This window comes from Pseudomonas sp. Marseille-Q7302 (assembly GCF_965111925.1).
Window position 1 is genome coordinate 70,028 of the sequence record NZ_CBCOPK010000001.1, and the last position, 21,127, is coordinate 91,154.

20 protein-coding genes are annotated in these 21,127 nt (G+C 64.0%); 10 read left to right on the plus strand and 10 right to left on the minus strand.

Annotated elements, in window-relative coordinates:
* Window positions 1-80 precede the first annotated feature (80 nt).
* Window positions 81-1,055, plus strand: coding sequence for a LysR family transcriptional regulator (locus tag ACWPW1_RS00350; protein WP_454253891.1), 975 nt, complete (start codon window positions 81-83; stop codon window positions 1,053-1,055).
* On the opposite strand, the gene ACWPW1_RS00355 is transcribed toward ACWPW1_RS00350, so the two are convergent.
* The gene (locus tag ACWPW1_RS00355; RefSeq protein ID WP_082696406.1) at window positions 985-1,206 is read right to left on the minus strand and encodes a PA3496 family putative envelope integrity protein; all 222 of its coding nucleotides are present in this window, start codon (window positions 1,204-1,206) and stop codon (window positions 985-987) included. The genes ACWPW1_RS00350 and ACWPW1_RS00355 overlap by 71 nt on opposite strands.
* 74 nt (window positions 1,207-1,280) lie before the next feature.
* Entirely contained in the window at window positions 1,281-2,150 is an 870-nt protein-coding gene (gene hexR, locus ACWPW1_RS00360; RefSeq protein ID WP_059316785.1) for a transcriptional regulator HexR, read from the minus strand.
* Between the two features lie 341 nt (window positions 2,151-2,491).
* Here hexR and ACWPW1_RS00365 point away from each other — a divergent pair, with 341 nt between their 5' ends.
* From ACWPW1_RS00365 to ACWPW1_RS00375, 3 genes are all read left to right on the plus strand, one after another.
* The gene (locus tag ACWPW1_RS00365; RefSeq protein WP_454252251.1) at window positions 2,492-3,010 is read left to right on the plus strand and encodes an Hcp family type VI secretion system effector; all 519 of its coding nucleotides are present in this window, start codon (window positions 2,492-2,494) and stop codon (window positions 3,008-3,010) included.
* Between the two features lie 142 nt (window positions 3,011-3,152).
* A complete protein-coding gene (uvrD, locus tag ACWPW1_RS00370) occupies window positions 3,153-5,321 on the plus strand; it encodes a DNA helicase II (protein WP_059316786.1) in 2,169 nt (722 codons plus the stop codon).
* Between the two features lie 2 nt (window positions 5,322-5,323).
* On the plus strand, window positions 5,324-5,752 hold the full coding sequence (locus ACWPW1_RS00375; protein WP_059316787.1) for an EamA family transporter: 429 nt from the start codon (window positions 5,324-5,326) through the stop codon (window positions 5,750-5,752).
* Between the two features lie 180 nt (window positions 5,753-5,932).
* Here ACWPW1_RS00375 and ACWPW1_RS00380 read toward each other — a convergent pair whose 3' ends face one another.
* A complete protein-coding gene (locus ACWPW1_RS00380; protein WP_271653463.1) occupies window positions 5,933-7,693 on the minus strand; it encodes a cation:proton antiporter in 1,761 nt (586 codons plus the stop codon).
* Between the two features lie 272 nt (window positions 7,694-7,965).
* On the opposite strand from ACWPW1_RS00380, the gene ACWPW1_RS00385 reads away from it, so the two are divergent.
* The 5 genes from ACWPW1_RS00385 to ybaL all read left to right on the plus strand — a co-directional run bounded on the left by ACWPW1_RS00385 (window position 7,966) and on the right by ybaL (window position 12,565).
* A complete protein-coding gene (locus ACWPW1_RS00385) occupies window positions 7,966-8,823 on the plus strand; it encodes a Tim44 domain-containing protein (RefSeq protein ID WP_434775362.1) in 858 nt (285 codons plus the stop codon).
* Window positions 8,824-9,001: 178 nt separating this feature from the next.
* Window positions 9,002-9,403, plus strand: a complete 402-nt coding sequence (locus ACWPW1_RS00390) for an SMI1/KNR4 family protein (RefSeq protein ID WP_059316790.1) — start codon at window positions 9,002-9,004, stop codon at window positions 9,401-9,403.
* Between the two features lie 68 nt (window positions 9,404-9,471).
* On the plus strand, window positions 9,472-10,230 hold the full coding sequence (locus ACWPW1_RS00395; RefSeq protein WP_059312981.1) for an SDR family NAD(P)-dependent oxidoreductase: 759 nt from the start codon (window positions 9,472-9,474) through the stop codon (window positions 10,228-10,230).
* Window positions 10,231-10,289: 59 nt separating this feature from the next.
* On the plus strand, window positions 10,290-10,772 hold the full coding sequence (locus tag ACWPW1_RS00400) for an acyl-CoA thioesterase (protein WP_059312982.1): 483 nt from the start codon (window positions 10,290-10,292) through the stop codon (window positions 10,770-10,772).
* Between the two features lie 74 nt (window positions 10,773-10,846).
* Complete coding sequence (ybaL, locus tag ACWPW1_RS00405) at window positions 10,847-12,565, plus strand: YbaL family putative K(+) efflux transporter (protein ID WP_271653465.1); 1,719 nt, start codon at window positions 10,847-10,849, stop codon at window positions 12,563-12,565.
* Here ybaL and ACWPW1_RS00410 read toward each other — a convergent pair.
* The gene (locus ACWPW1_RS00410) at window positions 12,562-13,521 is read right to left on the minus strand and encodes a TonB family protein (protein ID WP_454252252.1); all 960 of its coding nucleotides are present in this window, start codon (window positions 13,519-13,521) and stop codon (window positions 12,562-12,564) included. The two genes, ybaL and ACWPW1_RS00410, sit on opposite strands and share 4 nt — an antisense overlap.
* Window positions 13,522-13,652: 131 nt before the next feature.
* Window positions 13,653-14,609, minus strand: a complete 957-nt coding sequence (locus ACWPW1_RS00415; protein ID WP_454252253.1) for a CobW family GTP-binding protein — start codon at window positions 14,607-14,609, stop codon at window positions 13,653-13,655.
* Between the two features lie 49 nt (window positions 14,610-14,658).
* On the opposite strand from ACWPW1_RS00415, the gene ACWPW1_RS00420 reads away from it, so the two are divergent.
* Complete coding sequence (locus ACWPW1_RS00420) at window positions 14,659-15,009, plus strand: NADH:ubiquinone oxidoreductase (protein ID WP_454252254.1); 351 nt, start codon at window positions 14,659-14,661, stop codon at window positions 15,007-15,009.
* Between the two features lie 18 nt (window positions 15,010-15,027).
* On the opposite strand, the gene glmS is transcribed toward ACWPW1_RS00420, so the two are convergent.
* The 5 genes from glmS to atpD form a co-directional block, all read right to left on the minus strand.
* Window positions 15,028-16,863 (minus strand): glutamine--fructose-6-phosphate transaminase (isomerizing), encoded by a 1,836-nt coding sequence (gene glmS / locus ACWPW1_RS00425; RefSeq protein ID WP_454252255.1) that lies wholly within the window; start codon window positions 16,861-16,863, stop codon window positions 15,028-15,030.
* Window positions 16,864-16,930: 67 nt separating this feature from the next.
* A complete protein-coding gene (locus ACWPW1_RS00430) occupies window positions 16,931-17,701 on the minus strand; it encodes a DeoR/GlpR family DNA-binding transcription regulator (RefSeq protein ID WP_059312988.1) in 771 nt (256 codons plus the stop codon).
* 54 nt (window positions 17,702-17,755) lie between these two features.
* Window positions 17,756-19,123, minus strand: coding sequence for a bifunctional UDP-N-acetylglucosamine diphosphorylase/glucosamine-1-phosphate N-acetyltransferase GlmU (gene glmU / locus ACWPW1_RS00435; protein ID WP_059312989.1), 1,368 nt, complete (start codon window positions 19,121-19,123; stop codon window positions 17,756-17,758).
* A gap of 154 nt (window positions 19,124-19,277) precedes the next feature.
* Window positions 19,278-19,703: a F0F1 ATP synthase subunit epsilon gene (locus tag ACWPW1_RS00440; protein ID WP_059312990.1), complete on the minus strand. Its 426-nt coding sequence runs from the start codon at window positions 19,701-19,703 to the stop codon at window positions 19,278-19,280.
* Between the two features lie 38 nt (window positions 19,704-19,741).
* Window positions 19,742-21,118 carry a F0F1 ATP synthase subunit beta gene (atpD, locus tag ACWPW1_RS00445; protein ID WP_017641466.1) on the minus strand — a complete coding sequence of 459 codons (1,377 nt, stop codon included), beginning with the start codon at window positions 21,116-21,118 and terminating at the stop codon, window positions 19,742-19,744.
* Window positions 21,119-21,127: the final 9 nt, after the last annotated feature.

The window sequence follows — 21,127 nt, forward strand, 5'->3', positions numbered from 1 at the left end:
ACGCCAGGGTCTCTCTTATGGAAAATAAATAATTGTTGGATACTCCATAAGTCATCCCTTATGGATAGAGCCAGATGCCCATGCGCAAGCCGCTGATGCGGCTCACCTTCCGCCAGCTGCAGGTATTCGAGGCCGTCTGCGAAGCCCGCTCCTATAGCCGCGCGGCTGATATCATGGCGCTGACCCAGCCGGCGGTGAGCCTGCAGGTACGCCAGCTCGAAGAGGTGGTGGGCGCACCGCTGTTCAACTACGTCAATCGCACCCTCTATCTCACCGAAGCCGGCGAGGCGCTGCGCCAGACCGGTCGCGATCTCTTCGCCCGCCTGGGCAGCCTGGACATGCAGCTGTCGAATCTGCGTGGTGCCCTGCACGGTCAGCTGCGCCTGGGGGTGGAGAGCAGTGCCCAGTACCTGGCGCCGCACCTGTTCAGCCAGTTTCGCAGCAGTCATCCCCAGGTGGACCTGGCCCTGACCGTGGGCAACCATGCCCGGGTGCTGCGGCGGCTGACGGAGAATCGCGAAGACGTGGCACTGATGTCCGGGGTACCGAGCGGTACGGACCTGGATTTCCTGCCCCTGCTGGACAACGCCATCGTCGCTGTCGCGCGCCCAGGCCATGCCCTGGCGGGTCGCCAGGGGCTGAGCCTGCGTGACCTGACAGCCTATCCGCTGCTGGTGCGCGAAGTCGGCTCCGGCACGCGTCAGGCCTGCGAGGACTATCTCAAGCAGAAGCGCGCGCACTTCGCCGAACAGCTGGAGATCGGCGCCTTCGAAGCGCAGCGCGAGGCGGTCCGCGCCGGACTGGGTCTGGCCCTGCTGCCGCGCCAGGCCATTCGCAGCGATCTCGCCGCTGGCAGCCTGGTCGAGCTGGACGTCGCCGAATTGCCGCTGCGACGCTCCTGGTGCGTGGTCCAGGTACGCGGCAAGCCGCTGTCGCCGGTGGCCCAGGCTTTCGTCGACTATCTGCGCGGCCAGCGCAGCCTGATCAATGCGTTAGGTATCGCCCTGGAGCCTGCTGCAGGCGCTGGGCCTGGCGCTCGTCCAGCAGCTGATTGAGAAACAGCAGCTCATCGAGCTCCACGGCCAGGCGCTGCTCTTCGGCGCGGGCTTCGATGGCGCGACGGAATTTCATCCGCCGCTGATCCTGTAGCTTTCTGCGAGTCTTGCTATCGAGACGAACGCTGGATTCCTGGATGAGAGCGGTCATGCCAATTCCTCCGGGCTGGGATCGGAATGGGCAGCTTCACCTCAACAGGTGACCGTTTGGCGACAGAAAGACGACTATTGAGTGTCGCTGTGCTTGGTCGACTTCGACGACAGCCGCAGGCTACGCAGACTGCGCTTAACGCTCTTGAGGTGCTCGACCAGCGCCGGACCGCGGGACATGGCTACCCCCATGGCCAGGACATCGATCACCACCAGGTGAGCGATGCGCGAGGTCAGCGGGACATAGATGTCGGTGTCCTCGTGCACGTCGATGGCGATGTTCACCGTGGACAGATCGGCCAGCGGCGTCTGCCCCGGGCAGATGGTGATCAGGGCGGCGCCGTTGTCGCGCACCAGATTGGCGGTGATCAGCAGGTCCTTGGAGCGCCCCGACTGGGAGATGCAGATGGCGGCGTCGGAAGAGGTCAGGGTCGCCGCCGACATGGCCTGCATGTGCGGATCGGAATAGGCGGTGGCGCTGAGCTGCAGGCGGAAGAACTTGTGCTGGGCATCGTTGGCCACCGAGCCCGAGGCCCCGAAACCGTAGAACATCACCCGCTGGGCCTTGGCGATCGCCTCGATGGCCGTCTCCAGCGCGCGCATGTCCAATCGCTCACGGACGTCCATGAGGGTATGCAGGGTGGTATCGAAGATCTTCAGGCTGAAGTCTTCCACCGCATCGTTCTCGTGAATGGCGAACTGGCCAAAACTGGCCCCTGCCGCCAGGCTCTGGGCCAGGCGCAGCTTGAGATCCTGGAAGCCGTCGCAGCCGATGGCCCGACAGAAACGCACGATGGTCGGCTCGCTCACGCCAACGTTGTGGGCAAGGTCGGCCATGGAGCTGTGCATGACCGCAGCCGGATCGACCATGACTTGCTCGGCGACCTTGAGCTCCGACTTGCGCAGCAGGTGGCGGGATTGAGCAATGTGTTGCATCAGGTTCACAGGCGTATCTCGTCTAGCGGGCGGATGTAGTGCGTCGCACTTATACTACATAACGGTCGGCAAGGCTCTTGGTCATTACGATTCAGCACGGCCTTTTTCACCCTCGTACTGGCACTTGGTAGTTGCCTGAATAACCGACTACCTGAATCGAGAAAGCTTTTGCGCCGCTCTGCGCAAGGCCTTGCGCAGATTCTCGAGCACTGCCGCACAGTCCCTCTGCCCCCTCCTTGTAGTCGTTTTTCAAACCACTGATCAGAAAGGATTTTTTCATTTCTGGCACAGCCCTTGTTAGATCCTGGCACCCGGGCCATGAAGCCCTATCACCAGGCAAGGAGAGCACCATGCCAACCCCCGCGTATCTGTCCCTCGAAGGCACCAAGCAAGGCCTGATCACCGCCGGCACCTTTACCGATGACTCGGTCGGCAACATCTTTCAGGAAGGCCATGAAGACCAGATCCTGGTCCAGGCCTTCAATCATCAGGTGATCATTCCCCGCGATCCCCAGTCCGGCCAACCCACCGGCCAGCGCGTGCACAAGCCGTTGATGATCACCAAGGTCTTCGACAAGGCCTCGCCGCTGATCTTCAACGCCCTCACCTCTGGCGAGCGCTTGGGCAAGTGCCGTCTGGAGTGGTACCGCACCTCGGCCACCGGTACTCAGGAGCACTACTTCACCATCGAGCTGGAGGACGCCATCATCGTCGATGTTCAGTCGCGCATGCCCAACTGCCAGGACCCGAGCATGGCGCACTTCACCCACCTCGAAGACGTCTACTTCACCTACCGCAAGATCGTCTGGACCCACGAGGTCTCCGGTACCTCCGGTTCCGATGACTGGCGTTCGCCGATCGCCGCCTGACGCCACGGCCGTACGGCCGCGACCGTCTTCCTGCAGCCTTCGGCCGGCCCTGCCGGCTGGAGGCTCAGCTCCCCGCCCTACCCGCTTCGCCTCCCATCCGTCCGGTTTGGCGCTCCTTTCGCCGCATCGGTAGAATGCGGCGATGAATGACGACATCTCCCTGCTGCTCAATTCCCTCAACGATGCCCAGCGCCAGGCCGTGGCCGCGCCCCTGGGTCGCCAACTGGTTCTGGCTGGTGCCGGCTCGGGCAAGACCCGGGTGCTGGTACATCGCATCGCCTGGCTGATCCAAGTCGAGCGCGCCTCGCCGCACTCGATCCTCTCGGTGACCTTTACCAACAAGGCCGCCGCCGAGATGCGCCACCGCATCGAGCAGTTGCTGGGGATGAGTCCGCAGGGCATGTGGGTAGGCACCTTCCATGGCCTGGCTCACCGCCTGCTGCGCGCTCACTGGCAGGAAGCGGGGCTGTCACAGAATTTCCAGATCCTCGACAGCGACGACCAGCAGCGCATCGTCAAGCGGGTGATCCGCGAGCTGGGTCTCGATGAGCAGCGCTGGCCTGCGCGCCAGGCACAGTGGTTCATCAATGGCCAGAAGGACGAGGGCCTGAGGCCGCAGCACATCCAGGCCGCTGGCGATCTCTTCCTCAGCACCATGCGCAGCATCTACGAAGCCTACGAGGCGGCCTGCGCCCGTGCCGGAGTGATCGATTTCTCCGAGTTGCTGCTGCGCGCCCTGGACCTCTGGCGCAACAATCCCAGCCTGCTCGAACACTACCAGCGGCGCTTCCAGCACCTGCTGGTGGACGAATTCCAGGACACCAACGCCGTCCAGTACGCCTGGCTCAAGCACCTTGCCCAGAATGGCGCCAGTCTCATGGTGGTGGGCGACGATGATCAGTCCATCTATGGCTGGCGCGGTGCCAAGATCGAGAACATCCAGCAGTTCAACGAGGATTTCTCGGCGGAGATCATCCGGCTGGAGCAGAACTATCGCTCCACTGACACCATCCTCAAGGCCGCCAACGGCCTGATCGCCCACAACTTCGGTCGTCTCGGCAAGGAGCTGTGGACAGATACCGGCGAAGGCGATGCCATCACCCTCTATGCCGGCTTCAACGAGCACGACGAGGCGCGCTACATCGTCGAGACCATCGAGAGCGAGTTCAAGAAGGGCACGACCCGCCGCGAGATGGCCATCCTCTATCGCTCCAACGCCCAGTCACGGGTGCTGGAAGAGGCGCTGTTGCGCGAAAAGATCCCCTATCGCATCTATGGCGGCCTGAAGTTTTTCGAGCGCGCCGAAATCAAGAACGCCATGGCTTATCTGCGGCTGATCCAGCACCGCCACGACGATGCCGCCCTGGAGCGGGTGATCAACGTGCCGCCGCGAGGCATCGGCGAAAAGACCGTGGAGGCCTTGCGCACCGCCGCACGCGCCCAGAACACCTCGCTGTGGCAGGCGCTGCACGACTTGGTCGGTGCCCGTGCCGTATCCGGTCGCGCCGCCTCGGCGCTCAACGCCTTCGTCGAACTGGTCGACACCCTGGCGCTGAAGGCCGAAGACCTGTCCCTGCACAGCTTGGTGCAGCAGATCATCGAGCAGACCGGCCTGGTCACCTTCCACAAGGAAGAGAAGGGCGAAAAGGGCCAGGCGCGGGTGGAAAACCTGGAGGAACTGGTCAGCGCCGCGCGCTCCTTCGATTTCAGCGGCGACGAGGAGATGACGCCCCTGGCGGCCTTCCTCGACCATGCCGCCCTGGAATCCGGCGATACCCAGGCCGACAGCCACGAAGACAGCGTCCAGCTCATGACCCTGCACAGCGCCAAGGGCCTGGAATTCCCCCTGGTGTTCCTGGCCGGCATGGAAGAAGGCTTGTTCCCGCACAAGATGAGCCTGGAAGAGCCCGGCCGTCTGGAAGAGGAACGCCGTCTGGCCTATGTCGGCATCACCCGCGCCATGCGCCGGCTGGTGATGAGCTATGCGGAGACCCGCCGCCTCTATGGCAGCGAGACCTACAACAAGGTCTCGCGCTTCGTCCGCGAGGTGCCGGATGGCCTGATCCAGGAGGTGCGGTTGTCCAACGCGGTCAAGCAACCCTTCGCTGGCAGTCGGGCCAGTCCCTTCGCCCAGGCACCGGTACCGGAAACCACCTTCAGCCTCGGTCAGCCGGTGCGCCATGCCCTGTTCGGCGAAGGCGTCATCCTCAACTACGAGGGCTCCGGCGCCCATGCGCGGGTGCAGGTGAACTTCAAGTCCGAAGGCAGCAAGTGGCTGATGGTGAGCTACGCCAAGCTCGAACCGCTCTAGGCATGACGGCGTCCTGGCTGTTCTGGGCGCTGCTGGCGGCGGCCTTCGCCGCCCTCACCGCCATCTTCGGCAAGCTGGGCGTGGAACAGGTCAACGCCGACTTCGCCACCCTGTTGCGGACTCTGGTGGTGGTCGTGGTACTGGCTGCCATCGTCACGGCTACCGGCCAGGCACAATCGCTGGCCAGCATCAGCGGCCGTAGCTATCTGTTTCTGCTGTTGTCGGGGGTGGCCACTGGCCTGTCCTGGCTGTGCTACTACCGGGCGCTCAAGCTGGGACCGGCTTCGCTGGTGGCGCCGGTGGACAAGTTGAGCGTGGTGTTGGTGGCAATCTTCGGCGTGGCGCTGCTCGGCGAACGCCTGGACCTGCGCCAGTGGTGCGGTATCGCGGCCATTGGCGGTGGCGTGCTGCTGCTCGCCTGGAGGCCCTGAAAGGGCGCAGGAAACGGGCCTGACCGCCAGTGGGAGATTGCCGGACGGCAGAAAGCGGCCAAGCCCATTTCCTGCATTGTGCATTCCCTTGCCATCGACCCGCTTATGCAAACGGGCGACTTAGAGCGATTCTGCCGCGTCGATCCCCAGCCGGCAATGGCTGGATTGCGCAAAAGCGGCCTAATGCTGTCCGCCCTTGTCCTGCTCCAGAGTCTCGATGAAGGCGATCTGCAGCCGCGAATGCACGCGGATGAACCAGCGCCACAGCACCGCGATCACCACCACCGCGACCAGGCCGATCAGCAGCAACAGTTCACCACGGGGCAGGATGCTGCTGCTCAGGGCGGCCAGCAGCACCAGGATGCCGGCGAGCGACAGCAGCGGGATCAGCTCACTGACCAGACGCCGCACCGGCTGGGTATAGCGCCCGGCCTGGTTCTGCCGCACGCTGAGTTCGGCCATCAGCATGGCCAGGGCCTTGAGCTTGCGATAGGCGGCGATCAGGCAAGGCAGCGACAAGAGCAGCGCCCCACCCCAGATGCAGGCCTTCTGCAGGTCGGGATCGGCAATCCAGGTGCCAAGCCAACCCGCCAGGCCGTTGGCGAAATAGGCGCCGCCCAGGAAGATGGCGATCACCAGCGACAGGTTGATGCCGACCTGCAGCAGGATACGTCTCATCATCCCGGCCAATACCGCCTTCTCGCCCTGTGGCTGGATGCTGCGCAACCATTCGCCATAGATGCCCAGTACCCGCTGCAGGGGCTGCGGCAGCCAGCGTCCGATCCACAGCGCCAGCGGATCGGCGGCCTTGATCAGGTAGGGCGTAAGCAGCGTAGTGACCGCCGATACGGCGACCGCCACCGGATAGAGGAAATGACTGGTGACACCCAGGGTGATGCCCAGGGTGGCGATGATGAAGGAGAACTCGCCGATCTGCGCCAGGCCCATGCCCACTCGCAATGAGGTACGACCATCATTGCCGGCGATCAGGGTACCCAGGCTGCAGGCGAGGATCTTGCCCAGTACCACGGCGACGCTGATCACCGTGATCGGCCAGGCGTATTCGACCAGCACCTTGGGATCGAGCAGCAGGCCGATGGCGACGAAGAAGATGGCGCTGAACATGTCGCGCAGTGGCTCCACCAGCGTCTCGATCTTCAGCAGCTGACGGGACTCGGCCATGATGGCGCCGATCAGGAAGGCTCCCAGTACCACGCTGTATTCCAGCTTGGCGACCAGCAGGCAGAAGCCGAAGCACAGCCCCAGCACCGTGATCAGCAGCATCTCGTTGCTTTCGAACTTGGCCACGTAGGCCAGCAGCCGCGGCACCAGCAGGATGCCGATCACCAGCGCCACGATCATGAACAGACTCAGCTTGCCCAGGGTCGAGGCCACCGCTCCCGGTTCCACCGAACCGCTTACCGCCAGCCCCGACAGCAGCGCGATGATGCCGATGCCGAGGATGTCCTCGACGATCAGCACGCCAAAGATCTGCTGGGCGAAGCGCTCGTGCTTCATCTTCAGCTCGTTGAGTGCCTTGACGATGATGGTGGTCGAGGAGATGGCCAGAATGGCGCCGAGGAACAGCGAATCCATGTGCGACCAGCCGAACATCTGGCCTACCTGATAACCCAGCCAGAGCATCAGGCTGATCTCCAGGAAGGCCGCGATGAAGGCCGTGGCGCCTACCCGGAACAGTTTGCGCAGTGAAAACTCAAGGCCAAGACTGAACATCAGGAAAATCACCCCCACCTCGGCGAGGGTCTTGATGCTTTCTTCGTCGTGGATCAGACCGAATGGCGGGGTATGGGGTCCGATGATGAAGCCGGCGAGGATGTAACCCAGGACCACGGGCTGCTTGAGGCGGTGAAACAGGATGGTCACCACGCCGGCCACCAGCATGATGACCGCCATGTCCTGGATGAAAGCTAAGGCATGCATCGGCCGGGCCCTCCTATGACGGGCCGGGTTATCTCCCGACACCTGCGCTGACTGGAGTCCAAGACTAGCATCTGCAAACTCTTGTGACGGATTTTGCAAAAATCTGTAATAGATTGATGTAGCTAGAGATTTTCCGCTGTCCGCGGAGGCGACGTTGGTCGCTTGGGCGGCGAGCGCAAAGGGCAAAATACCGAAACAATTCACGCTGGCTGTACTTGACCGGGCAGCGCAAGATGTATCCAACACCAGACTCTTCACTGAGAGAACACCACATGCAACGCCTGATGAGCTTCTTCATGATCCTGTGCCTGGGCCTCACGCTCAGCCTGGATGCCAATGCCAAACGCATGGGCGCCGGCAAGTCCGCTGGCGCCGCGCCCATTCACCAGACCCGCCAGGCCGCACCGACACAGCAGCCGGGCATGGCCGCACCGGCCGCCGGTGCTGGCGCCGCCGCTGCTGCCCGTACCAGTGGCGCCTCGCGCTGGCTCGGCCCACTGGCCGGTATCGCCGCCGGTGGCCTGCTGGCCTCCATGTTCATGGGTGACGGCTTCGAAGGCTTCCAGTTCTTCGACTTCCTGATCCTGGCGCTCATCGCCTTCGTGATCTTCCGTCTGATCGCCCGTCGCAAGCAGCAGGCCGGTCCGCAGCCCGCCGTTGCTGGCCATGCGCCCATGCAGCGCGAAATGCCCAATCAGCCCGCCAACGGTGGCCTGTTCGGGGGTGCCGCTGCCGGTGCCGCACCGGTGATCAATGCGCCGAGCTGGTTCAATGCCGAGCGCTTCGTGGCCGCCGGTCGCGACCACTTCATGAGCCTGCAGCAACACTGGGACGCCAACGAGATGGACAAGATCTCCGAGTTCGTCACCCCGCAGATGCTGCAATGGCTGCGTGACGAGCGCGCTGCGCTGGGTGAAGGCTTCCAGTCCACCTATATCGAGAACCTGAACGCTAACCTGGATGGGGTCGAGGATCTGCAGGGCAAGACCATCGCCACCATCACCTTCAACGGTGTGTCCAAGGAATCGCGTTTCGACCAGGGCCAGCCGTTCAGCGAAAGCTGGCGCATGGAGCGCATGGCTGGTGAAAACCAGCCCTGGCTGCTAGCGGGTATTCGCCAGAACGCCTGATAAGCGCGCGTTACTCGAAAGCCCGGCTCTAAGCCGGGCTTTTTCATTGGTGTCCCAGGCGAACCCTCTCGCGAAACCGCTATCAAGTCCGCACGGAAGCTGCCGTTATCCCGGACTGAACTGCTAACCTTGCGCGCCTCTTTTCCCTATCCGGTGCGCATTTCGAGAGAGGCCTGCTATGGAAGACGTCATCGAACGCCTGCGTGAAGAAAACGAACCCGTTCCCGTTCCCCTGGAACTGCCCGACGAAGACCTGCTGGTCGAAATCGAGGAAGAACTACTCATCAGCCTGCCGCCGGAATTCCGTGAATTCCTGCTGACCGTCAGCGACGTGGTCTATGGCCGCATCGAGCCGGTGACCGTTACCGATCCCCAGTCCCATACCTATCTGCCGGAAATGGCCGCGACCGCCTGGGATGAAGGCCTGCCGCGCGAGTACATTCCTCTCTGTGCCAGCGATGACGGCTACTACTGCGTCAGCCAGGAAGGCGAGGTGCTGTTGTGGGAAGATGGCGACCTGACCGACGAATCCTGGGATTCGGTCTGGATCTGGGCGCGCGACGTCTGGCTGGAAAGCTGACAGGGCCGCCACTGAACGACCCCGCCTCACGCGGGTCTGGATAAGGCCATTACTCCGGAGGAAGCGTCATGAGCACTCCCGTCGTCCTGATCACCGGCGCTGCGGGCGGCCTCGGCCGTGCCCTGGCGCAACGCTTTGCCCAAAGTCGCTGGCGCGTCGCCGCAGCCGACCGCGATGCCGAAGGCCTGCATGGACTCAACGGCATCGTCGGCCTGGATTCCAGTGTGACCGCCGATATTTCCAGTGCCGAGGGCTGCCGTTCCCTGGTCAGCAAGGTCATGGCCCGCACCGGACGCCTGGACGCCCTGATCAATGCGGCCGGTATCTGGCGCGAAGGCGAGGTGGAGACCTTCAGCGAGGAAGACTACGACCTGGTGATGGCGGTCAATCTCAAGGCCACCTTCTTCATGTGCTCGGCGGCCATCCCCTTCCTCAAGGAAAATCGCGGCGTCATCATCAACGTCGCCAGCGGTGCTGGCCGTCAGCCCATCGCCGGGGCAGCGGCCTATGGCGCGGCCAAGGCCGCGGTCCGCTTCTTCAGTCAGAATCTGGCGGTGGAGTTGGCTCGGGACGGCGTGCGGGTCAATGCCGTCTCTCCTGGCGACATCGACACCCCCATGCTGGACTTCCAGGCAGCGCACTATGGCAGCGGCGATCCGGCCGGCTACCGGCGCAATCTGCTCAACCGCTATCCCCAGGGCGATACCGCACGCTTCATCCAGCCAGAGGAAGTCGCCGAATTCGTCTATTTCCTCTGCCAGCCCCAGGCGGCCGCCATCTCCGGCGCCGACCTGCCCATCGACTTCGGCCTCTCCGCCGGCCGTTGACGGCTGTGACAGACGGCGCCGTGGCGCCGTCTACAGGATTTCCCCTCGAGGATTCGCCCATGGAAGCCGGCAACCACCAGTTGAGCATGACCATCCTGATGACCCCGGACCTGGCCAACTTTTCCGGCAATGTCCACGGCGGCGCCCTGCTCAAATACCTCGACGAGGTCGCCTATGCCTGCGCCAGCCGCTATGCCGGTCGCTATGTGGTGACCCTGTCGGTGGACCAGGTGATCTTTCGCGAGCCCGTGCATGTCGGCGAACTGGTGACCTTTCTTGCCTCGGTGAACTACACCGGCACCACCTCCATGGAGATCGGCGTCAAGGTCATCACCGAGAATATCCAGCAACGTTCGGTGCGCCACACCAACAGCTGTTTCTTCACCATGGTGGCGGTGGACGAGAACGGCAAATCCTGCCCAGTGCCTCAGCTCCAGCCCGTCACCCCGGACGAGAAGCGACGCTGTGTGCAGGCACAGCAGCGCCGGCAGATCCGTCGGGAACTTCAAGAGCGCTATCAGGCACTCAAGGAAACCTTTTGAGTTTTGCCGGCTAGGTCGCCGTCGTTCGACGGCAGCGGCTCCAGGATCTGGCAATCCAAATCCTTGGAGCCAGCATGTCCCATCACACCCCTCTGATATCGACCCTGGCGATCGGCCTGGTCCTGGCCTTCGTCTTCGGTACCCTGGCTACCCGCCTGCGCCTGCCACCCATCGCCGGCTATCTGCTCGCCGGCGTGGTCGCTGGACCCTTCACCCCTGGCTTCGTCGCCGATCCCGAGCTGTCCAAGGAACTGACCGAAATCGGCGTCATCCTCCTGATGTTCGGTGTGGGCCTGCACTTCTCCATCAAGGACCTGTTGGCAGTCAAGCGCATCGCCATTCCCGGCGCGATCGTCCAGATCGCCGCCGCTACCCTCATGGGCATGGGCGTGAGTCATTTCCTGGGCTGGGGCCTGGGCAGCGGGCTGGTGTTTGGTCTGTCGCTGTCGGTGGCCAGTACCGTGGTGCTGTTGCGGGCGCTGGAAGAGCGCCAGATGGTAGAAAGCCGGCGTGGACGCATCGCCGTGGGCTGGCTGATCGTGGAAGACCTGCTGATGGTGCTGGCCCTGGTGATCCTGCCGGCCCTGGCGGGCCCCCTGGGCGGTGACAGTGGCGAGCAACCGGGCCAGAGCCTGGGGCTGGAGCTGGGTGTTACCGCCCTCAAGGTGGGCGCCTTCATCGCCCTGATGCTGGTGGTGGGTCGGCGAGCCATTCCCTGGCTACTGGCCCGCGTCGTGCGTACCGGTTCGCGTGAACTCTTCACCCTGGCCACCCTCGCCATCGCCATGGGTATCGCCTATGGCTCGGCCTCGCTGTTCGGGGTGTCCTTCGCCCTGGGCGCCTTCTTTGCTGGCGTGGTGCTCAACGAATCCGAACTCAGCCACGATGCGGCGGAAAATTCGCTGCCGCTACGTGAAGCCTTCGCCGTGCTGTTCTTCTTTTCGGTGGGCTGCCTGTTCGATCCGGAAATCCTGCTGGAACGGCCCTGGGCGATTCTGGCGACGGTCGCGGTCATCGTCTTTGGCAAATCCATCGCCGCGATGCTGATCGTCCTGGCCTATCGTCGCCCCCTGAGTGTGGCCCTGACCATCGCCGCCAGCCTGGCGCAGATCGGCGAGTTCTCCTTCATCCTCGCCAGCCTCGGCCTGTCACTGAAATTGCTCGACCAGGGCGCGCACGATCTCATCCTGGCTGCCGCCATCATCTCCATCATCCTCAATCCGTTGCTGTTCCACGGCATCGATCGCCTGCAGCCCTGGCTAGAGCGCCGCGAAGGTCGCCGGCTCGTCAACGCCAAGGGCAAGCATGCGCCGGAACTGGACGACGAACCCGAGCCCGTCGAACACAGTGGACATCTGGTCCTGGTGGGCTATGGCCGGGTAGGTCGCTACATCTGCGATCGCCTGGATCGCCAGGGTCCGCCGCTGATCGTGATCACCGATGAGCCCGAGCATGTCACGGCGCTACGCCAGCAGGGCTTCAAGGCAATCCTCGGCAATGCGACCCAAGACAAGGTGCTGGCGCGGGCCAAGCTCAAGGAAGCACGCGCCCTGCTGCTGGCGATACCCAACGGCTTCGAAGCCGCCGAGATCGCCCGCCGTGCCCGCGAGCTGACTCCCGATCTGCACATCCTTGCCCGCGCGCACCACGATGACGAGATCCGTCATCTGGAGGCCAATGGGGTGGACGAGGTAATCATGGGCGAGCGCGAGATCGCCCATGGCATGTTCCGCTACCTGGGTCTGGAACGACCTGGCGAGCATGAGGCGGAGCCCAGGGGCTCCGCGGCCTAGCGGCGCTGGATCTTGAAGTTGAAGGTCTTAGTGGCCTTGCGCGGCACGATCTGACCACCAGAGACCCGCGGGGCGAAGCGCCATTCACCCAGCACCTCGAGCACAGCGCGCTCCAGTTGCTTGTTGGAGGCTTCCAGCACTTGGATATCGGCCAGTCGACCATCGGCGGTCACGGTGAACATCACCCTGACCTCGCCACCCACGCCGCGGCGGCGCAGCATTTCCGGATACTCCGGCGGTGTCATCTTGATCGGCCGGATATCGGCGTCATCGATGCTACCCGTGGGTAGACCCGCGGTCTTTGGCGGACCGGAAGGCGCAGCGGCAGGTGCAAGCTGACTGGGTGCGGTAGCCGCGGGAGCAGGCGCTGGAGAAGGCGCCGCCTGGGCGACCGGTTCCGGCGCGGGCTCGACCTTTTTCGGCAATGGCTTCTGCTGGCTGTGCTCGACCGGCTTGGGTTTGGGCTTCGGCTTGGGTTTGGGCTTTTCCACCACCGGCTTGGGCGGCTCCACCGGTTTCGGCGGCTCCACGGGCTTGGGCGGTTCTGGCGGCGGTGGTTCGGGTTGCGGCGGCGCTGGCGGTGCCGGGGCGGGTGCAGGTGGTTCGGGTACCGGCTTGGGCAGCTGGATGAAGCTCACCTGCATGGGCTCGTCGCCCTTGGCGATCTTCAGCTCCGGCGGGGCCTGGACCACCAAGAACAGGGCTGCCGCCATGCTGGCGTGCATGATCAGCGACAACGCCGAAGCGGCGCCCCAGCCACGGCCGCGCGGTGGCTGCTCACCCGGCTCGGCGGCGCCTACCGGGGTCAGCACCGGCGTCAGGATCTCTTCGTTACGTTCGGGCATCCGAAACGACAGGATGGTGGCCGAGGGCTCGCTACGCTTGGCATTGACCCCTGCGACCGGTTCCACGTCACCTGCCAGGGCGGCCCTGACGGGTCCCTGGACGGATTCCACCTCGTCACCGTCAGAACGCGCAGCAACTACGAGAGGTTCAGGCTTGGCAAGAGATGTCGGAGCCATGGGAGCGATACGCAGAGGAAGTAAATTTAATAATCATTATCATTAACTGAAAAGATTTGGCAACCTCAAATGTCGCGAATGGTCGCGCGCAGGGCTTTTTCGAGGGCCTCTAGATCCGGCATCTGCTCCAGGATCAGCTCCAGCCGATTGTCACGGCGCCATGGGCTTGGCTCCCAACGACCTTCCCCGGCCAGACCATTGTAAGCCTGCCAGCCGTCCTGCAATTGCAGGACCGCCTTCAGCCGGCGCAGGCCCGGGAGCCTGGTCAGAAGAGCCAGCAGCGCAGGCCCGTCGAAGCGGTGCTGGGAATGCCAGCGCCAACCGACGGCGTGATGCCCCTCCTGGGTATGACTGAAACGCAGCGGGCGATGGGGTAGCACTAGCGCCTGTGGCGAAGAAACGGCCGTGGGCTCGGGTAACTCGCGAGCGCTTGAGGACTCCTCGGTAGCCAAGGGCAGATCAGCCAGCGTGATCCGGCCCTCCTCCGTCCAGTACAGCGGCCGGTCGCCCAGCTGCGGTGGCAAGAGCGTCTGGTCCAGCCCTTCGCTCTTGTTGAGCACGACCAGACCGGCCTGCTGCAGTGCCTGGTACTGAGCATCCGGCAGAGGCAAGCCCTTAAGCAATTGCCCGGCGTCCACCACCCAGACCAGCGGTTGCAGCGTCAGCACCCCGGTCCAGGGCGGTGCCTGGAGTTGTCGATACAGGCTGGCGGGATGACCCAGGCCGGAAGGCTCGATGAACAATCGCTGCGGTCGCGCGCGCCGGAGCAACCGCGTGAGAGCTACCTGCAGGGGCACGCCCTGGACGCAGCACAGGCAGCCGCCCGGAACCTCGGCAATACTCACTCCCTCGTCGTCCCGGGTCATGAGCGCCGCATCGAGGCCGATCTGGCCGAATTCATTGACCAGGATCGCCCAGCGCTCGTTGGCAGGACGCTGGGTGAACAGCTGGCGGATCAGGGTGGTCTTGCCGGCGCCCAAGGGACCGGCGATCACATGGGTGTTGATATCGGCTAGGCGCATGGCGAAAGGTCGAATGCTAGAGTGACGGTTTTGCGAGAGGTTGCTTGGAATGCGGCGCCTGTTGATTGCTCTACTGCTGTTGCCTTCACTGGCGCTCGCCGACGCCTGCGTGATCCGCAGTCGTCAGGGCAGTGTGGACGTGCAGATCTGCCAGAGCAATATCGACATCCCGGCCAAGCTGTTTCGCGAGGGCTTTTGCCAGCCGCAACTCAAGGACCAGCAGACCGAGGTCCGTTTCGTCGACCGTTGCCCGGTGGGCGAGATTGGCATCTGCCAGAACGCCCGCAGCCCCGGCGTGCCCTATCGGCAGGATATCCACTACTACGGCGAACCGGGCGACGGCCGTTTCCTGGCCGTCGCCTGTCGTCAGCAGAATCAGGGCAGCTGGCGCGTGCCCTGAGGTTTCACGTGAAACCCCTTATTCCACGGTCACCGACTTGGCCAGGTTGCGTGGCTGATCCACGTCGGTGCCCTTGAACACGGCCACGTGGTAAGACAGCAGCTGCAGCGGGATGGTGTAGAGGATCGGGGACAGGGCATCGTGGATGTGCGGCATGGGCACGATGCGGATGCCTTCGCCTTCCTCGAAGGCAGCACGCTCGTCGGCGAAGACGATCAGCTGACCACCCCGTGCTCGCACCTCCTGCAGGTTGGACTTGAGCTTTTCCAGCAGTTCGTTGTTGGGCGCCACCGTCACCACCGGCATGTCGGCGTCGACCAGGGCCAGGGGACCGTGCTTGAGCTCGCCCGCCGGATAGGCCTCGGCGTGGATGTAGGAGATCTCCTTCAGCTTGAGCGCGCCTTCCATGGCCACCGGGTACTGCTCGCCACGCCCTAGGAACAAGGTGTGGTGCTTCTCGGCAAAGGACTCCGCCAGCTTTTCCACGGTCTTGTCCATGGCCAGGGCTTCATCCAGACGCGCCGGCAGACGGCGCAGCTCGGCCACCAGTTCGGCCTCGACACCGGCGTCCAGGCGCTGTTGGCAACGTCCCAGGCTCAGGGTCAGCAAGAGCAGTGAGACCAGCTGCGTGGTGAAGGCCTTGGTCGAGGCCACGCCGATCTCCGGACCCGCCTGGGTCAGGAAGCTCAACTGAGATTCGCGCACCAGGGAGCTGGTGGCGACGTTGCAGATCGCCAGGCTGCTCAGATAGCCGGATTGCTTGGCCATGCGCAGGGCCGCCAGGGTATCGGCGGTCTCGCCGGACTGGGAAATGGTCACGAACAAGGTGTCCGGGCTGACGGCGACGCGGCGATAGCGGAATTCGCTGGCCACTTCTACCTGGCAGGGAATGCCCACGTATTCCTCGATCCAGTAGCGTGCCACCGAGCCTGCATGGAAGCTGGTCCCGCAGGCGACGATCTGTACCTGGCGCACCTTGGCGAACAACTCGGATGCCGCCGGGCCAAAGGCCTCAGGGAGCACCTGGCCATCGCCCAGGCGACCTTCCAGGGTGCGCTGGACCACGCTGGGCTGCTCGTGGATCTCCTTGAGCATGAAGTGGCGATAGGCGCCCTTGTCGGCGGCCTCGCTGCCTTCGTGGTACTGCACCGTCTCACGCTGAACCGGCTCGCCATCCACATCCCAGAGGTTGACCTGATCCAGGCGGATCTCGGCCACGTCACCCTCTTCCAGGTAGACGAAGCGGTCGGTGACCTGGCGCAGCGCCAGCTGGTCGGAGGCCAGGTAGTTCTCGCCCAGGCCGAGGCCGATCACCAGGGGGCTGCCACTGCGGGTCGCCACCAGGCGATCCGGCTGCTGGCGCCACACGGCCGCCAGGCCATAGGCGCCGTGCAATTCCTTGACCGCCGCCTTGAGCGCCGTGGTCAGATCGCCGCTGTCCTGCAGCTTGAGGTGCAGCAGGTGGACAATGACCTCGGTATCGGTCTGGGAGGTGAAGACATAGCCCTGAGCCTTGAGCTGGGCCCGCAGGGCTTCATGGTTCTCGATGATGCCATTGTGCACCACCGCCACATCACCCTGGGAGAAGTGCGGGTGGGCATTGGCTTCGGTGGGCGCGCCATGGGTGGCCCAGCGGGTGTGGGCGATGCCCAGGCGACCGGCCAGGGGGTCTGCCAGCAACGCCGCTTCCAGTTCGCTGACCTTGCCGATGCGGCGCAGGCGCTGCAACTCGCCCTGGGCATCCAGCAGCGCCAGGCCGGCGCTGTCGTAGCCACGGTACTCCAGGCGCTTGAGACCCTCGACCAGAATGGCGGTGATGTTACGCTCGGCAATGGCGCCGACGATTCCACACATGCTTACCTCCCGTTGCCTGTCTTATCCACAGCGACCCCATTGAGTCGACTGTGGATGACCTGATTGTCTAGTTGTCCACAGGGGCGCAGATGACCTGCACCCCTTGGGTTTCGATCGCTCGGGCCGCTTCGGCCGGCAGGCGCTCATCGGTAATGAGCACATCCACCCTTTCCCAAGGTAGTTCCAGATTGGGAATTCGCCTGCCCAGCTTGCTCGCTTCGGCCATGACCACCACCTCCCGTGCCACCTCGGCCATCACCCGCGACAGCGACAGATGCTCGTTGAAGGTGGTGGTGCCCCGTTCCAGATCGAGACCGTCGGCGCCGATGAACAGCTGATCGAAGTCGTAGGATCTCAATACCTGTTCGGCCACCTGTCCCTGGAAGGATTCAGAATGCGGATCCCAGGTCCCGCCGGTCATCAGCAGCATGGGTTCCTGTTCCAATTCGCGCAGGGCCGTAGCGACTTGCAGGGAATTGGTCATGACCACCAGGCCAGGACGGTGATCGAGTTGCGGAATCAGCGTCGCCGTGGTGCTGCCGCAGTCGATGATGATCCGCGCATGCTCACGCAGGCGCTGGACCGCCGCCCGGGCAATGGCCTGCTTGAAGGGCGAGGCCTGGGGGGGTGCCTCGGCCAACAACTCCTGGGGCATGGCCACGGCGCCGCCGTAGCGACGCAGGAGCAGCCCATTGCGTTCGAGTGCGGCCAGGTCCTTGCGGATGGTCACCTCGGACGTTTCCAGCTGGCGAGCCAGGCCATCCACGCTGACCTCGCCCTGCTCCTGAAGCTGGGCAAGGATGGCGTGACGACGCTGAGCGGTATTGCGGCGAGTCATAAATTTCGATTCGAAAGATAATGGATCGAATCAGAACCTAATAGTGGACAGCCGTCAAGTCTTGGGGGCCTTCTTAGGTCGCTGCCAGCCGGTCTTGTTGACCTGGCGTGCGCGGCCCAGTGCCAGGGCTTCGGCCGGCACATCGGCTGTGATGACCGAGCCTGCCGCCGTGGTCGCCCCCGCGCCCAGGGTGACCGGGGCCACCAGGGAGCTGTTGGAACCCACGAAGACATCCGCACCGATTTCGGTTCGAAACTTGTTGGCACCATCATAATTGCAGGTGATGGTACCCGCCCCTATGTTGCTGCCTGCGCCGATACTGGCGTCTCCGAGGTAGGTCAGGTGACCGGCCTTGGCGCCGTCCTGCAGCTGGGCGTTCTTGAGCTCGACGAAGTTGCCCACGTGCGCCTTGACGCCCAATTCGCTGCCGGGACGTAAACGGGCGAAGGGACCGACGTCGGCGCCCTCCCCTACCACGGCCCCGTCCAGGTGGCTGTTGGCCTTGATGATGGCACCGCGTTTGAGGACGCTGTCCTTGATCACGCAATTCGGACCGATACTGACACCATCCTCCAACACCACCCGGCCTTCGAGGATGACATTGATGTCGATGGAGACGTCGCGTCCGGTCTCGACCTGGCCCCGCTGATCGAAGCGCAGGGGATCGACCAGGGTCACGCCCTGCAGCATCAGGCGCTCGGCAGCGCGCTGCTGGAAGTGCCGTTCCAGCTGGGCCAGTTGCCGGCGATCGTTGGCGCCCTGTACTTCCATGGCCTCCGCCGGCTGACTGGTGGCGATGGTCAGGCCGTCCGCCACTGCCAGGGCAATGACGTCGGTCAGGTAGTACTCGCCCTGGGCATTGCTGTTGGATAGCCGGCCCAGCCAGTCGGCCAGCCGCCGTCCCGGTACCGCGAGAATGCCGGTGTTGCCCTCACGGATGGCGCGCTGGGCATCGCTGGCGTCCTTGTGCTCGACGATGGCGGTGACCCGACCCTCGCCATCGCGCAGGATACGGCCGTAGCCGGTGGGGTCGTCCAGCTCCACGGTCAGCAACGCCAGGTGGCTGTCATCCACCTGCTCCAGCAGACGCTGCAGGGTTTCGGTCTGGATCAAGGGCACATCGCCATAGAGGATCAGCACCCGCTCCGCTGTCAGCGCCGGGGCCGCCTGAGCCACGGCATGGCCGGTGCCGAGCTGCTCGGCCTGCACCACGAAGCTCACGTCGTCCGCGGCCAGCTGGCTGCGGACCTGGTCGGCGCCATGACCGATGACGACGTGGATGCCAGCCGGCTGCAGCTCACGGGCGCGGTCGAGGACATGCCCCAGCATGCTGCGACCGGCCACGGGATGCAGCACCTTGGGTAGAGCGGATCTCATGCGAGTGCCCTGGCCAGCGGCCAGGATGACGATTTCCAGGGACATCGGAACCTCGGAGACAGGAGGAAGAGACGGGCCGGCGACCGAAGGCGACAGGCGCCTTCCGAATTTGACCACGCGACATTTCTCGCCCACTTTTCGGGCGACAAAAGAAAAGGGTAGCCGAAGCTACCCTTGTCGTTACAGCCTGACCTTGCGCTTAGCGCTTGGCTTGCCGCTTGAGCTGCTGGATGGTGCGCAGCTGGGCGGCGGCTTCGGCGAGCTGAGCGGCGGCAGCGGTATAGTCGAACTCCGTGCCCTTGTCGCTCAGGGCGGCCTCGGCGCGCTGCTTGGCTTCCAGAGCGGCAGCTTCGTCGATGTCACCGGCGCGGCTGGCGGTATCGGCCAGCACTTCGACGACATTCGGCTGCACTTCCAGGAAACCGCCGGAGATGTAGAACACCTCCTCGGCGCCCCCTTCCTTGACCAGGCGAATGGGGCCCGGTTTCAGGTCGGTGAGCAGCGGCGCATGGCCCGGGGCGATACCCAGATCACCCAGGTGGCCGTGGGCGATGATCATCTCCACCGCGCCGGAGAAGATTTCCCCTTCCGCGCTGACGATGTCGCATTGGACTGTCTTGGCCATAGCGTGCCTCTAAGAGCGCCCGTCGCCGGGCGCGGCAGTTACAGTTTCTTGGCTTTCTCGATGGCTTCGTCGATGCCGCCGACCATGTAGAACGCCTGCTCGGGCAGGTGATCGTAGTCGCCGCGCAGAATCCCGGAGAAGCCGGCGATGGTGTCCTTGAGGGACACGTACTTGCCGGGCGAACCGGTGAAGACTTCGGCCACGAAGAACGGCTGGGACAGGAAACGCTGGATCTTACGAGCGCGGGATACCAGCTGCTTGTCGGACTCGGACAGTTCGTCCATGCCCAGGATCGCGATGATGTCCTTCAGCTCCTTGTAGCGCTGCAGCACGTACTGGACGCCGCGAGCGGTGTCGTAGTGCTCCTGGCCGATCACGTTCGGGTCCAGCTGGCGCGAGGTGGAGTCCAGGGGATCGACCGCCGGATAGATACCCAGGGAGGCGATGTCACGGGACAGAACCACGGTGGCGTCCAGGTGGGCGAAGGTGGTCGCCGGGGACGGGTCGGTCAAGTCATCCGCAGGGACGTAAACGGCCTGTACGGAGGTGATCGAGCCCAGCTTGGTAGAGGTGATGCGCTCCTGCAGGACACCCATCTCCTCGGCCAGGGTCGGCTGGTAGCCCACCGCGGACGGCATACGACCCAGCAGCGCGGACACTTCGGTGCCGGCCAGGGTGTAGCGGTAGATGTTGTCGACGAACAACAGGACGTCACGGCCTTCGTCACGGAATTTCTCGGCCATGGTCAGGCCGGTCAGGGCCACGCGCAGACGGTTGCCCGGCGGCTCGTTCATCTGGCCATAGACCAGGGCGACCTTGTCTAGAACGTTGGAGTCCTTCATCTCGTGGTAGAAGTCGTTCCCTTCACGGGTACGCTCGCCCACACCGGCGAACACGGAATAACCGCTGTGCTCGATGGCGATGTTACGGATGAGCTCCATCATGTTGACGGTCTTGCCCACGCCGGCGCCGCCGAACAGGCCGACCTTACCGCCCTTGGCGAACGGGCAGACCAGGTCGATGACCTTGATGCCGGTTTCCAGCAGGTCGTTACCGCCAGCCTGTTCTGCATAGGACGGGGCCTTGCGGTGGATTTCCCAACGCTCTTCCTCGCCGATGGGGCCGGCTTCGTCGATGGGGTTGCCCAGGACGTCCATGATGCGGCCGAGGGTCTTGACGCCGACCGGGACCTTGATGGCCTCGCCGGTGTTGCCCACGTTCAGGCCACGCTTGAGGCCTTCGGTGCTACCCATGGCGATGGTCCGGACCACGCCGTCGCCCAGCTGCTGCTGGACTTCCAGGGTGGTTTCGGCACCCTGCACCTTGAGGGCGTCAAAGACGCGCGGTACCGCGTCGCGCGGGAATTCCACGTCGATCACGGCGCCGATGATTTGTACGATACGTCCGCTACTCATTTCGCGTTC

What these genes read in the sequence shown, in the direction of transcription:
- ACWPW1_RS00430 (WP_059312988.1), bottom strand. Translation starts at nt 17,701, where the DNA reads ATGACTCGCCGCAATACCGCTCAGCGTCGTCACGCCATCCTTGCCCAG.
- glmU (WP_059312989.1), bottom strand. Translation starts at nt 19,123, where the DNA reads ATGTCCCTGGAAATCGTCATCCTGGCCGCTGGCCAGGGCACTCGCATG.
- ACWPW1_RS00350 (WP_454253891.1), top strand. Translation starts at nt 81, where the DNA reads ATGCGCAAGCCGCTGATGCGGCTCACCTTCCGCCAGCTGCAGGTATTC.
- ACWPW1_RS00380 (WP_271653463.1), bottom strand. Translation starts at nt 7,693, where the DNA reads ATGCATGCCTTAGCTTTCATCCAGGACATGGCGGTCATCATGCTGGTG.
- ACWPW1_RS00390 (WP_059316790.1), top strand. Translation starts at nt 9,002, where the DNA reads ATGGAAGACGTCATCGAACGCCTGCGTGAAGAAAACGAACCCGTTCCC.
- glmS (WP_454252255.1), bottom strand. Translation starts at nt 16,863, where the DNA reads ATGTGTGGAATCGTCGGCGCCATTGCCGAGCGTAACATCACCGCCATT.
- ACWPW1_RS00440 (WP_059312990.1), bottom strand. Translation starts at nt 19,703, where the DNA reads ATGGCCAAGACAGTCCAATGCGACATCGTCAGCGCGGAAGGGGAAATC.
- ACWPW1_RS00355 (WP_082696406.1), bottom strand. Translation starts at nt 1,206, where the DNA reads ATGACCGCTCTCATCCAGGAATCCAGCGTTCGTCTCGATAGCAAGACT.
- ACWPW1_RS00385 (WP_434775362.1), top strand. Translation starts at nt 7,966, where the DNA reads ATGCAACGCCTGATGAGCTTCTTCATGATCCTGTGCCTGGGCCTCACG.
- ybaL (WP_271653465.1), top strand. Translation starts at nt 10,847, where the DNA reads ATGTCCCATCACACCCCTCTGATATCGACCCTGGCGATCGGCCTGGTC.
- ACWPW1_RS00375 (WP_059316787.1), top strand. Translation starts at nt 5,324, where the DNA reads ATGACGGCGTCCTGGCTGTTCTGGGCGCTGCTGGCGGCGGCCTTCGCC.
- uvrD (WP_059316786.1), top strand. Translation starts at nt 3,153, where the DNA reads ATGAATGACGACATCTCCCTGCTGCTCAATTCCCTCAACGATGCCCAG.
- atpD (WP_017641466.1), bottom strand. Translation starts at nt 21,118, where the DNA reads ATGAGTAGCGGACGTATCGTACAAATCATCGGCGCCGTGATCGACGTG.
- ACWPW1_RS00395 (WP_059312981.1), top strand. Translation starts at nt 9,472, where the DNA reads ATGAGCACTCCCGTCGTCCTGATCACCGGCGCTGCGGGCGGCCTCGGC.
- ACWPW1_RS00365 (WP_454252251.1), top strand. Translation starts at nt 2,492, where the DNA reads ATGCCAACCCCCGCGTATCTGTCCCTCGAAGGCACCAAGCAAGGCCTG.
- ACWPW1_RS00420 (WP_454252254.1), top strand. Translation starts at nt 14,659, where the DNA reads ATGCGGCGCCTGTTGATTGCTCTACTGCTGTTGCCTTCACTGGCGCTC.
- ACWPW1_RS00415 (WP_454252253.1), bottom strand. Translation starts at nt 14,609, where the DNA reads ATGCGCCTAGCCGATATCAACACCCATGTGATCGCCGGTCCCTTGGGC.
- ACWPW1_RS00400 (WP_059312982.1), top strand. Translation starts at nt 10,290, where the DNA reads ATGGAAGCCGGCAACCACCAGTTGAGCATGACCATCCTGATGACCCCG.